Below are 11,601 nucleotides of genomic sequence, written 5' to 3'. Positions count from 1 at the left end.
TCGTTGTTCAGTTTTCAAGGAGCAAGCTTGTCTTACTCGTCCCCGCCGCGTTCACCGCGACAGGAATTACATCTTATCACGTTTCCGAATCATCTTGCAACGTACAATATTTTCCAACACAGACACCGACTAATCGTTGAAAGCTTCCCGCTCCCCAATATAATAAAAAACCCCGAAGACATAAGTCCTCGCGGGATCGTTCAATGCGCTAAAAAATATCGAGAAAAATCGGGTAATCCACAGTCTCTTCCTCGGCGTTCTCGTTTCCTTCCGTTTCTTCCTCGATCAAACTTTCGTCGATCTCGGGCAAACTCATCCGCCTCCTTTCGAAACAACGAAATGAATGATATTTATTATGTCACCGGGACGCCAGCCTATACACAACAATATAAAAATGGCACCTCTTAAAGGTCCTTGCCGCTTATCGTGCCGTAACTTTGCTCGGAAAACTTCCTTCTTGCCAAACTTGATAACCGTAAATAAGCGCCGCATGGATAAAATTTATGGCATAAATATACACTCCGGTATTCTGGTTAATACCCAATATGCCTACCGTCGAAAATATTGGAGCAAGCACAAAAGCGAATCCTAAATCCAATACGGCATTCACAATAAAATACGTCCAAAACTTCCCGTAGGTAAAACTCAAGACCCAAAGTAACATGATCGGAAGCAAGCCATACATAACAAGCGGAAACGAAACTTCTTTGAAATGCCAAAAGTTTAACATAATTCCAATTTCGTAAATAATCCCGCTCGTTACGCCGGTAAACAATGCCGCAGGAATAAATCGCTTCAATTTTTCCCTATCCATAAGAAAGATTGTCAACCACGGTATAACGAACAGGGACAATGAAATAAATTGTTGGGGATTCATTATCAAAAGTGCCTCCAGCAAATGGATTTACTCGTATTATCCCCAACGGTTAGTCTTTAAGTCGCGACATGAGACTACGAAAAGTGTCCAAAAAAAGCAAAAAACCCTCACTGTGTAAGGGTTTTTTCATTATGATCTGTAGTGGGCTCGAACCACTGACCCCCACCCTGTCAAGATGGTGCTCTCCCAGCTGAGCTAACAGATCGTATTTTGCAGCGACAAATAAGATAATAACAGGTGCTTACGCAGATGTCAACCCATTTATCGCTTCAAAATAAAATTAATTCTTTACGCACCGACAGTCGTTTGCTCCCCGGAAACCGCACCGACGCCGATACCGCGCCGTTCGCTCCATACGGAATAGCCCAACGTAAGCAGCGGCGGAAACCAAACAAAACATGCAAAGATCGCATACTGCTCGACGGGTACGCCTACGATCGTTCCGCACAGTATCGCGAGCATATTCCACGGCACCATCGCCGCGAACAGCAAGCTCGTATCCGCCGTCACTCGAGCCAAGTGCTCCCGGCTGTAACGTTCCGTCCAAACGGACGATAAATTTCGGCCGGTCATCATGATCGGCAGCGTCTGCGTACAGGAAACGAAACCGAGCCCAAGACCGAACAAGCCCGCGCGCACCGTCATGGAAGGCAGCTTCGTATTCTCCCCGCCAAGCAGCTTCCGAACGATCGGCTTGATCAAGTTCGTCTTCTCCAATATACCGTTATATGCGCCGGCCAGAGCGATGAGCGCCACAAGATCGAGCATATCGGCGATACCCTTCCCATGAATGACCACGGAGCCTGAGTTCGCAGCCTCATATCCTTGCCACAGCCATCCAAGCCAATCGGCCGCATTGCCTCCTTGCAGCAATACGCCCAAAATAATGCCGGAACCGATCGTCAGCATAAACGCGTACTTCGTCTCCAAACGAAAAATGATCGACAGCAACAGGATCACAGGCGGGATGGCGAGCAGCGGAGACAACACAAACTCCCCGCCTGAGCCGCCGGCTGCCAGCACCGCGGAGCTTCCGCCCCATTCGCCGAACCAATCAAGCAGTACATACGCCGCTGTTGCGAGGACGAACGCTCCGGTTGAGGTCGGAAGCAGCACGCGAAACAGCGAAGCCGCAGGAATCCCCGCCGATGCGGCAGTCAGCCGGTGCGCGCTCGAGAACGGCGACGTCCGATCCCCTACGAACGCGCCGGACACTAACGCTCCCGCCATCATCGGCAAAGGTACGCCTATATGCGCCGCAACCCCCATGAGCGGAATACCGACTGCGCTCAATGTGCCGGTGGACGTTCCCAGCGTCAAAGCAATGACCGCCGAGAACAAAAATCCGAACGTAAGCAAAAAATCGGGATAAAGCAAACGCAGGCCCGCATCCACCAAATAGGAAATTGTGCCGCTGGCTGTCCAAGCCGGGATCAGCAGCCCCACAAGCAGCAAAATCCAGACGACCTCCAGCGTATGTCCCACACCTTCCTTCATCATGCCAATAAGGCTCCGCCATCCGATGTTCAAATCTTTCATCACGGTGACGGCCAATGCGATTAAACCGATGCAAAATCCGATTACAAGCGGTATTTTGACCGCATACGCGGCGGCTAGTCCGGCAATCGTAAGCAAAACGACAACGCCCAATTTCCACGTTTTCATCCGATTTATATTCTCCTCAGCATATGTACTGCAACAATCTCGAAGCTTAATCCGTTAGTAAATCAGGATGCATCCACAAAACGTTACTTTATAGCAAAGGTGGTACATGAAATGAACAAAAAACCAATCATTCTATCCTTGGCTCTCGCCCTGTCGGTCGGCAGTCTGGCTTCCGGAGCTTTGGCGTTTTCCGATTTGGATCAAGTGCCGGGACAAGAAAAAATAGTCGATCTTCAAAAAAGAGGCATTGTGAACGGCGTCGACAAAGATCATTTCGCCCCGCAAAGAATCCTTACAACGGAGCAAGCCGTTTCTATGATCGTCAAAGGGCTCGATCTCAACCTGGATACATTCAATTTCATTAAGAAACCGGAAGCGAGCGACAGTTTCACCAAAATCCCTAACGACGCATGGTACGCTCAAGCTTTTGTGATTGCGCATCTTCACGGCCTTCCGCTCGATAGAGATATCAAGCCGGGCGTGCCGATTACGAGGGAACATTTTGTCGACCTCTTGATGAATGCAGTGAACACCAAAGGCCCGTACCCGATGATCAAAATTTATATAAATGTTGAAGACTCCGACAAAGTATCCGATGGCCGAATGGGATCGATCCAGAACGCGTTGATCGCCAAAATTGCGGAGCTTGACGATCACGGGAAGTTCCGCCCGCAAGAACCGATTACGAGAGCGGAAGCTGCCGTTATGCTGCACAATGCCATTCAGTTCGTCAAGCAGCATGAAGAGCAGCAGCCTGATGAAGGGCAACAGCCTCCGGTTGACCAGCCTGAAAATCCTTACGTAAACGAAAAAGTGGACATGGCCGTTTCCGTGGTGAACGACGACATACAAAAGGTTACACTTACATGGGGCGAGAAGCCGAATCCGGGTTACGGAATTTCGATCGTCGGCATTGATTTTACCTCCGAAGACAAAGCCGTCGTTAAGTATCAGCTCCGGTTCCCCGAGCCCGGAAAAATGTATGCGCAAGTCATCGTAAATCCGGAAGCATCCGCATATGTGGGCAGCAACATTAAACATATCGAGCTTCGGAACGTCGATGCGCCAAGCATCCCTCTAAAGAAAGTTCAATAAGTTGAGAGTCCGCCCTTACAGGTGCGGACTTTTTTTTATTCCAGGAATCTTTCGCGGTACTCCGGCCGCATCAGCATGCATGACTCGCTCCGCCCGAACCATCGGTACCTATTATTGGCTACGAACGTATAGAACACATCCCGCAGCGGTCGGGGAATAATAAGCAAACCGGAAAGCACCCGAAAGCCTCCTCCGAGATGACGCGCAAGTCTAAGAGCGGCAGACGATTTGGTATACGCTTTTCCGTTCTCGATAAAGATAAATGTATCGGGCAATTCTCGGGCAAAACCGTTCTCAAGCAGCAACCGTTTGCCGGTATCCGATTGCAGCGCCGCATACCTTAGCCTGCCTTGACGATCGCGTTGCAGGGTAAACTTTACAACGCCGCTGCACAGATTGCATACGCCGTCATACAGTACGATCGGGTGTTTGTTTTCCAAAGCGAAAGCACCTCGCATACACAAAAATCCTCAAACGCTCCGCAGTCGGACGTAAGAGGATTCCCAAATTGCACTTATACTCGTTCTTGGTGGGCCCTACAGGACTCGAACCTGTGACCAATCGGTTATGAGCCGACCGCTCTAACCAACTGAGCTAAAGGCCCGAAGCGAAAGNCTCGTTCTTGGTGGGCCCTACAGGACTCGAACCTGTGACCAATCGGTTATGAGCCGACCGCTCTAACCAACTGAGCTAAAGGCCCGAAGCGAAAGTTGGTTGCGGGGGCAGGATTTGAACCTGCGACCTTCGGGTTATGAGCCCGACGAGCTACCGGACTGCTCCACCCCGCGCCAGTAGAAGAAAAAGTGAACATGTATAAATATATTACCTTCCGGCATAAATGTCAACAGTTTTTTTGAGTTTTTTCGAAGTTTTCCTTTATTCGCGGGTTTACATAATGTAGCGAACGCCGTAGCGACCTTTGCGCGAGCGGTAAATTTCCACCAGCTGCGGGCATTCGTAGCCGTAAATCCACCAGTCTTCTTCCATGCGTTTGGCCAAGCAGCCGGCTTGAAATTTGGTGTTATACAGCTTCCCCCAATAAATCCAGGCCATAAGAAAACCTCCAAGAAAGAGTAATCCCATAATTCAAGATTCCCCCCTTCAGGAGGTTCTTATGCGCTTGTTCTTGTTTACTCCTCGCTTCCGGCAGCCGCTTCCAGGCTGCGTTCCAGCTCGTCGCGGTATCGGTGCGCGATACGCCCTGCGGCTGAAGCCGCAATGCTTGCCACCAGATCGTCGAGGAACGTATGGATCCCTTTTCCCTTCTTCGTATCCAGTTCCTTGATAATGCCGATCTTGTGCTTATCCAAGTGTCCGAACGTCGTTACGGCAATACTTCCGTAACCGAACACCGACCCTAAGGCAAGCGTTTCATCGCATCCGAACAGCCCTTCATCCGTTTCGACGATTTGCTGAAGCGGCTGCGAGAGCAGCTTCTTCTCCGCTAACATGTCAAGCTCGATGCCGACAAGAAGCGCGTGCTGAAGCTCGCGTTTTTCCAGCACTTTCTCGACGCTCTCCAAACAAACGCTTAATGTTAACCCCTTATGATAAGGAGTTTGCATCTGTAATACGATTTCCGCGATATCTTCAAGCTTAACGCCGCGCTCTTTCAGCTTTTGCAACGCCGCTTGATGAACCGTCTTGCTGTGCACCGGCTCGCTCATGGCAGCTCCCCTCCAGACGTAGTGGAAAATATTAAGTGCGATAATACCACGATAATCGAAGCGGCACTTGGTTAGCAAGAGAGTATTTTTGACCCTTTACAGCAAGACCGCGTTTAGAGGTTGAGTGTGAAGCAATAGCAACGAAGCAAGACCGCGTTTAGAGGCAAGTTTCGATGAAACACCACGGTTTCTGTTTTCTATTTAGAGTGTGGTGTTATAATAAAGATAATTGAAATGAAATGACCAGGAGGCGTATGTTTATGAAGTTCGGCATTGCGGTTTTTCCCCCGAAAAACGTGCAAGACGAGGCCAACAGCCATCGCAAACGGTTTGACCCCCACTACAACCTCATTCAGCCTCACTTGACGGTCCGCGAGGCGGAAGAGTGGGACGATTCCAAGCGGGAGCAGGCAATACGCCACCTAGAGGAAACAACGGCTCAAATCCGACCGTTCGGCGCCAAGTTAAATCGTTTCTCCTCGTTCTATCCGGTAACCAACACGATTTATATGGCACTCGAAGACCCGCAGCCGTTCGAGGAGCTTTATAAGCGCGTTTGCTCCGGCGTACTGCAGGAAGAAGGCAAACAATATACGTACCACCCGCATCTTACGATCGGGCAGCTCCTCGGCAACGACGAAATGCACGATGTGCTTTCCAGCCTTCGTCCGATTCCGCTTGATCTAAGCTTCACGGTAGACCGGCTTCATTTGCTTTACCAAACGGATAACGGTGCCTGGACGGCGCATCAGACGTTCCTGCTCGGAAAATAACAACACGGTGAGTTGCTATCGGTCCGATTTGACGGCTCTCCGAAAAATGAAGCTAACTACAAGTTGTTATTTACCTCCAAATGACCGTTTTTCACATGTATACAGGAGGATAACAACTCTTAGTGATGCTATTTTCCATACGAGCGCGCCAAATAGCAGCACACAGTGTGTTTCATTTCCTTTCCCCCCAAAGCACGCAAAAAGCCGGCGAGGCATAACCTCAGCCGGCTTTTCGTTTCCCCTATTAAAACTTCTCCCCGAAATGAATAGGCTGGTCGGGATTTTCCTTCATCTGCTTCAGCATCGCTTCTCCTTCGGTCTGCCACTCCTTAAGCGCCTGGCGCACTTCCAGCTTGCCTTCAAGCACCTGCTGGAACTTCTGCTGACCGATCGACTGGACCATGCCGATATTCGGATATTTTCTCCAAATTTGCGACTCATCCGTCTGCAATACCGGCTTAAGCTGGGTGAACGCATCGATGTTGTACTCAAGCCCTTCCTTCGGCTTCAGGTAGTCCTTGTTGGCTACCAGGTTGCCTTGGCTGCGGGATTTCAGGCGGGCCCAGTCGTCGCCGTTAAGGAATTTAATGAAGTTCCACGCGTCCTCCGGATTTTGCGCCTTCGCGTTAATGCCCATGAGGCCTTGCATCCAAATATAACCGCCGACTCCCGGCGCTTCCGGATGAACCGGCAGCGTCACGACGTCCCAATCCGGCGCTTGCAGCTTGTCGTTCGTCTCGGCGGCTTTCTGTGCGTTAATGAGCTCATTAATATAGTAGTATTGCGAAATGACCATCGCCGCGTTACCAGACAAAAAGTTGTCGTAATCGAACGGTCCCGGCGTATCGGACGGTTGTTGATTCTGATTCGGACCCGGAATAATTTCGTTCTTTCTCAAATCGACCAACGTCTTCCACACGGTTTCCCATTGATCGGTATCGACCGTCATGTTCTCCCCGTCTTCGCTATAGTAACGAAGCTGAAGCGGCTGGGAGTAAATTTGGGAATCCCAGAACGAATCGGAGCCCTTCCATGTCGTGAAGGCGAAGCCGTATTTCCGGTTTGCGCCTTCCCCGGAAGACACTTGCTTGGCTAGGTCGAATACTTGCTGCCATGTCATGCCGTCCGTCGGATAAGATACGCCCGCTTCGTTGAAAATTTTCTTGTTGTAGAACAAAGCGGAAGAGCTGAACAACGGCGCCAGCGCATACAGCTTGCCGTCCGTCGCCAGATCCTTGATGCCGTCGATCACGGTAGGGACGATTTTGCTCGTGTCGAATTTGTCCTTCTGAATGTGCGGATCAAGCGGCGCGAGCAAATTCTCGTTGAGCAGCTGCGGCAGCTGGCTGTAATCCACCATCACGAGATCAGGCGGATTGTCGCCCTGCATAATTTTCTTGAGCTCCTCCATCGGATCCTTCTGCTCTTGCGGCTGCGTCGGCTCCGTCGCATAGCGCTGCGAGCTGTAGTCGATCGCCGGAACGAGCTCGATCGTTACGTTCGGGTTTGCAAATTCATACAGCTCCGTAAATTGCGATCGGAACCATTCGTCTTCCGGGCCATAGCCTTGCGTTGTGGCGATCCGCAGCACACGCTCGGTCTTGTCGGCCTGCTGGTTCTTCGGCGTACAAGCGGCCAGCAGCGAAACGGACATTACCGTCGCAAGCACGGCGGCAGTGGCGCGAACAAACCTTTGTCTTTTTAGTGGTTTCATGTTCGGACTCCCTCCAAATGTTTAGGTGCTTTAATAATAATTCGCTCCCCGTCAAATTCCAGAGACACTTTGTTTCCGATCCCCAATGCCTCCAAATATTCTTTAGGAACTTGAAGCCGCCCCGCTCGATCTACGACGGCGTATTCCTCATGCTCATCGCGCAATCGGCTCCGGGAATTGCTTCCATCATTATAGACGTGAGAATCAAGCTCAGGGTTGCGCTTTAGAAATTCTGTGCTCGTTAATCCGTCGCGGATTGCAACAACGCGGTCCACCTTGCCGGCAAGCGACAAATCGTGGGTTACGATGACGATCGTAACCCCGAGCTCCTTATTGAGCGTTCGAAAAATGTTCATAATCCGGTCGGAAGTCGCGGTGTCGACGGAGCCGGTCGGTTCGTCCGCCAGCAGGAGCGAAGGGCGGTTGGCCAGCGAGATGGCGATCGCCACCCGCTGCTGTTCGCCGCCCGACAGCTGCTGAAGCTTGTTGTTCATCCGCTCCTTCAGCCCGACCCATTCCAAAAGCTGCTTCGCATATGCCCGGTCGAGCTTGCCGCTTAGCATCATCGGCATCTCCACGTTCTCAAGCGCCGTAAGATACGGGAGCAAGTTTCGGGCGTTGTTTTGCCAAATAAAGCCGACGGTTTTTCTTTTGTATTCGACCAGCTGCTCATCCGTAATTTTTAACAAATCCCAATCTCCGACCTTGACGATGCCGGCCGACGGACGGTCAAGCCCTCCGAGAATGTTCAGAAAGGTCGATTTCCCGCTGCCGCTGTTTCCGATGATCGCCATCATTTCGCCGCGTTCGACCGTCAAATTCAAGCCTTGGAGCGCGACCACTTCGATATCGTCGGTTTTGAATATTTTTACGAGACCTTCGCAATGAATCATGGCCGTTTATCGCTCCTCTCCCAGTTTTACGGCTTGGTGAACGCGCAGCCTGCGGATATGGGCCATCAATAGGAGCGCCCCCAGCAGCACCATCACGCCGACAACCAAATAGATCTGCACCGTATCGTTCGCTTCGAAGACGACGCGGAACGGCGGCACCTGCTTTGCGGCGCTCTCCGTCGTTTGCAGGAACGGAAGAAACAGAACGCTCGCAATTCTTCCGATTAAAATTCCGAGACCGATGGACAATCCGGCCGTGAACAGCTGCTCTAGCAGCAGCATGCCGGTAAGCCCTTTACGCGACAGCCCCATCGCGCGCAGCACGCCGAACTGTACGACGCGGCTGGAAAGATTGAAGAACCAGTACAGCACGTAACCGATCAGCGATATGATCGCCGAAACGAGGAATCCCAAACTCAATATGCCGAACACGCCGCCGCGGGACGGATGCTTCTTCTGAGTCACCAAGTCGATCCGGACGTCCTTTACCGAGGCGATATCGATGCCCTTCGCCTGCAGCGCCTCGATGACCGGCGTCGTTAGCGCTCCGTCTTCCATCTTGAGCCACACCTCATACGGTATGAGCGGCACTTGATCGTAAATGTATTCGAGATTCGCAATATAGAATGGCGTCTCGTCCGGATATTGGCTCGGCCAATAAGGCAATACGCCCACTACGAAAAATTCGACCTGTTTCCCTTGAAAGCTGAGCTGCATCAGATCGCCGACCTTAAGCTGATACTTGTCGGCAATCCGCTCCGGTATAATAATCGCTTGCTCGTACAAGCCGAGCAAATTCAAATACTGATATGGATGAGCCGGGTACAGGTCGTTGCGCCACCAGGCGACCTCGGCAAAATCGACGTTGTCGATCCCCATCAGCGTGCCTTGGCCGATGGATTTGCCCGAGACGACCGCGTTCGCTTTCGTCTGCAGCACTCTCGCCGCATGCTCTACGCCGGGCAGCTCTTTGAAAACTTGGAACGGAGGTTCAATATACAGCACTTGCTGAGGAGGCATATTGCCCCCGCCCGGTTGACCTCCGGGCTGGCCCCCCGGCTGGCCTCCATTGCCGCCGCCGTTGCCTCCCCCGTTCCCTCCGTCTCCGCCGCCGTTCCCGCCGCCGCCTTGCTGCGGAGGAGGAGCCGACTCGGTAAAGCCTTCCCATACGGTCTGGACAATGACGTCCGAGCCGTATTGGTACAACGTCCGCTCCGTCGAGTTCCGGTCGATCGTTCGAGCGGCCGATGCATTGTAGACGCCAAGCCCCAATGTCAAAATCAATAACAGCATAAGCGGATAATACGATTTCGAGGAACGTGACAATTGAGTCAGCGTCAAATAGAGCGGTACGGGCAAAAATTTGCGCCCGATCCGGTTAAACAGCTTCAAGATCCACGGGAACACCCGCAGGAAAAACAGTCCCATCGCGAAAATCGCCAGCGCCGGCACGAAAAACAGCGTCGGCTGCACCTGCAGCTGGTCGGACGTCAGTCCGGTCTGCATGGAAATCATCTGGCGCTCTTGGAACAAGTACCAGCCGTAACCGGCAACGCCCAGCAGCACAATATCGAAGAAAAACCGCTGCCAAGCGGGAGCCCGCTCCGCCCGCGCCATCTGCTGCTTCAGCCCTACGATGGAAGAGCGCGCGAATAGGATCGCGGGGATGACGCTGGCGAGCATCGCCACAAGCACCGAAGCCAAGCCGTAAAGAATCGCGTCGAAACCGAAGCCGACAGGTATCGATTTGCGGTCGACGAACGTCAGGAAGCCGCTCGCGGAGCCGATGCTTTTCGCCATAAACCATCCGAGCATCGGCCCGATGACCATCGCAACGGCGCCGAGTATAATCCCTTCCAGGATATACATCCAAATGACTTGCTTCGTGCCGGCCCCCCGGCTTCGCAGAACGGCGATGTCGCTGCGCTGGCGGTCCAGCGATTGCTTGGCGTTCATCGCGATGTAATACATGACCATGGCAATCATCGGCGCCGCCAATGTAAAGAGCAGAAGCTGAAGCTGAATGCTCTGGCTTCTAAACTCAAGCAGCATCGGCTGGAACGAAATGTCCACCTTCGTGTCCTTCAACAGCTGATACAAATCGATGTCAAGCCGCGAAAGCAATCCGGAGAGCGGCATCAGCTGGCTCGTCTGGATCTCGCGCAAATCGAATGCGTAATACCAAGTAGCCAAGTTTAGCGGCAGCTTCCGCTTCTCCAGAAACTCGCCGACAAACAAATCTTCGTCGACGATCAGCGTATTAACGAGGCCTTCCAATCCTTGATACCAGTATGGATTCGTATCGTCCAGCGGCCGGTACGTCCCTACGACTTTCACCTTCAGCGGCTCCTTCGCTCCGGTTGCCGCATAATAAAATTCGTCGCCTACGCGAAAAAAATTGCGGAACGCTCCCTCTTCCAGCACGACGGCTTCGACTACGCCGCCTTGCAGCTGCTTCTCAGGCAGCCGCCCGTTCGTAAATTCCACATGCGCCGCAAAATCGCTCATCGCGGAAAGCGTCATCTGTCTGCGCTTGCTCGGGTCCACCTTCTCCGGGTCCACAGCCTGCAGCTGCGCCCCGCGCAGCGATATGGCGCGAACATAGGCAGCATACGGAAAACCGATGCGGTCCGGAACGTCATCTTTGATATACTGCGAAACATTATGAAAAGACTCCAGGTCCGCACGGTCGCTTCCCGTCGCTTGATACCGCATGAGGAGCGAGCCTGCCGGAAAGCCGTCGCTTTTCTCCTTGAGCGATGACGCCACGACCCGCTTGAGCGCCCCGTCGGCATACATCGGGATGCTGGTGGAGAAGGCGACCGCCATGATGAGACCGGCGAGCGTGGAAAGCGTGAGCCACCGGGTGTTCCACATTTTGCGGAAAATGAACCGCAAGAGCAGCAAGCCTCCCATG

10 protein-coding genes and 4 tRNA genes are annotated in these 11,601 nt (G+C 52.4%); 2 read left to right on the top strand and 12 right to left on the bottom strand.

Translation table 11 applies throughout. From position 1 onward, the window contains the following. Window positions 1-421: 421 nt before the first annotated feature. The 3 genes from PT964_RS10930 to PT964_RS10920 form a co-directional block, all read right to left on the bottom strand. Window positions 422-877: a hypothetical protein gene (locus tag PT964_RS10930; RefSeq protein WP_274363378.1), complete on the bottom strand. Its 456-nt coding sequence runs from the start codon at window positions 875-877 to the stop codon at window positions 422-424. 132 nt (window positions 878-1,009) lie between these two features. Then, a tRNA-Val gene (locus tag PT964_RS10925) sits at window positions 1,010-1,082 on the bottom strand. Window positions 1,083-1,165: 83 nt separating this feature from the next. Continuing rightward, window positions 1,166-2,542 (bottom strand): Na+/H+ antiporter NhaC family protein, encoded by a 1,377-nt coding sequence (locus PT964_RS10920; protein WP_274363377.1) that lies wholly within the window; start codon window positions 2,540-2,542, stop codon window positions 1,166-1,168. 111 nt (window positions 2,543-2,653) lie between these two features. Between PT964_RS10920 and PT964_RS10915 the strand changes: the two genes are divergently transcribed. Further along, on the top strand, window positions 2,654-3,637 hold the full coding sequence (locus tag PT964_RS10915) for an S-layer homology domain-containing protein (RefSeq protein ID WP_274363376.1): 984 nt from the start codon (window positions 2,654-2,656) through the stop codon (window positions 3,635-3,637). Window positions 3,638-3,672: 35 nt separating this feature from the next. Here PT964_RS10915 and PT964_RS10910 read toward each other — a convergent pair whose 3' ends face one another. From PT964_RS10910 to PT964_RS10885, 6 genes are all read right to left on the bottom strand, one after another. Beyond that, entirely contained in the window at window positions 3,673-4,077 is a 405-nt protein-coding gene (locus PT964_RS10910) for a thiol-disulfide oxidoreductase DCC family protein (RefSeq protein WP_274363375.1), read from the bottom strand. Window positions 4,078-4,164: 87 nt separating this feature from the next. After that, window positions 4,165-4,241 (bottom strand) — tRNA-Ile (locus PT964_RS10905). A gap of 19 nt (window positions 4,242-4,260) precedes the next feature. Further along, window positions 4,261-4,337: transfer RNA gene (locus PT964_RS10900), tRNA-Ile, on the bottom strand. Between the two features lie 11 nt (window positions 4,338-4,348). Continuing rightward, a tRNA-Met gene (locus PT964_RS10895) sits at window positions 4,349-4,425 on the bottom strand. A 100-nt stretch (window positions 4,426-4,525) separates the two neighbouring features. Then, a complete protein-coding gene (locus PT964_RS10890; protein WP_274363374.1) occupies window positions 4,526-4,690 on the bottom strand; it encodes a hypothetical protein in 165 nt (54 codons plus the stop codon). Between the two features lie 77 nt (window positions 4,691-4,767). After that, window positions 4,768-5,304, bottom strand: a complete 537-nt coding sequence (locus PT964_RS10885; RefSeq protein WP_274363373.1) for a phosphatidylglycerophosphatase A family protein — start codon at window positions 5,302-5,304, stop codon at window positions 4,768-4,770. Window positions 5,305-5,564: 260 nt separating this feature from the next. On the opposite strand from PT964_RS10885, the gene PT964_RS10880 reads away from it, so the two are divergent. Next, window positions 5,565-6,077 carry a 2'-5' RNA ligase family protein gene (locus PT964_RS10880; protein WP_274363372.1) on the top strand — a complete coding sequence of 171 codons (513 nt, stop codon included), beginning with the start codon at window positions 5,565-5,567 and terminating at the stop codon, window positions 6,075-6,077. A 244-nt stretch (window positions 6,078-6,321) separates the two neighbouring features. Here the strand turns inward: PT964_RS10880 and PT964_RS10875 are convergent, their stop codons facing one another. Genes PT964_RS10875 through PT964_RS10865 form a run of 3 tightly spaced genes read right to left on the bottom strand, consistent with a single transcriptional unit; the run spans window position 6,322 to window position 11,600 of the window. Then, entirely contained in the window at window positions 6,322-7,791 is a 1,470-nt protein-coding gene (locus PT964_RS10875) for an ABC transporter substrate-binding protein (protein ID WP_274363371.1), read from the bottom strand. Then, a complete protein-coding gene (locus tag PT964_RS10870) occupies window positions 7,788-8,684 on the bottom strand; it encodes an ATP-binding cassette domain-containing protein (RefSeq protein ID WP_274363370.1) in 897 nt (298 codons plus the stop codon). The genes PT964_RS10875 and PT964_RS10870 overlap by 4 nt, the downstream gene beginning before the upstream one ends. 6 nt (window positions 8,685-8,690) lie before the next feature. After that, window positions 8,691-11,600 (bottom strand): ABC transporter permease, encoded by a 2,910-nt coding sequence (locus PT964_RS10865; RefSeq protein ID WP_274363385.1) that lies wholly within the window; start codon window positions 11,598-11,600, stop codon window positions 8,691-8,693. Window position 11,601 lies beyond the last annotated feature (1 nt).

The organism is Paenibacillus thermotolerans (assembly GCF_028745515.1).
GTDB lineage: Bacteria > Bacillota > Bacilli > Paenibacillales > YIM-B00363 > Paenibacillus_AE > Paenibacillus_AE thermotolerans.
The sequence above is the reverse complement of the archived record's forward strand: the minus strand, read 5'-3'. Positions and strand labels throughout refer to the sequence as shown.

What these genes read in the sequence shown, in the direction of transcription:
- PT964_RS10875 (WP_274363371.1), bottom strand. Translation starts at nt 7,791, where the DNA reads ATGAAACCACTAAAAAGACAAAGGTTTGTTCGCGCCACTGCCGCCGTG.
- PT964_RS10885 (WP_274363373.1), bottom strand. Translation starts at nt 5,304, where the DNA reads ATGAGCGAGCCGGTGCACAGCAAGACGGTTCATCAAGCGGCGTTGCAA.
- PT964_RS10930 (WP_274363378.1), bottom strand. Translation starts at nt 877, where the DNA reads ATGAATCCCCAACAATTTATTTCATTGTCCCTGTTCGTTATACCGTGG.
- PT964_RS10920 (WP_274363377.1), bottom strand. Translation starts at nt 2,542, where the DNA reads ATGAAAACGTGGAAATTGGGCGTTGTCGTTTTGCTTACGATTGCCGGA.
- PT964_RS10870 (WP_274363370.1), bottom strand. Translation starts at nt 8,684, where the DNA reads ATGATTCATTGCGAAGGTCTCGTAAAAATATTCAAAACCGACGATATC.
- PT964_RS10890 (WP_274363374.1), bottom strand. Translation starts at nt 4,690, where the DNA reads ATGGCCTGGATTTATTGGGGGAAGCTGTATAACACCAAATTTCAAGCC.
- PT964_RS10880 (WP_274363372.1), top strand. Translation starts at nt 5,565, where the DNA reads ATGAAGTTCGGCATTGCGGTTTTTCCCCCGAAAAACGTGCAAGACGAG.
- PT964_RS10915 (WP_274363376.1), top strand. Translation starts at nt 2,654, where the DNA reads ATGAACAAAAAACCAATCATTCTATCCTTGGCTCTCGCCCTGTCGGTC.
- PT964_RS10865 (WP_274363385.1), bottom strand. Translation starts at nt 11,600, where the DNA reads ATGGGAGGCTTGCTGCTCTTGCGGTTCATTTTCCGCAAAATGTGGAAC.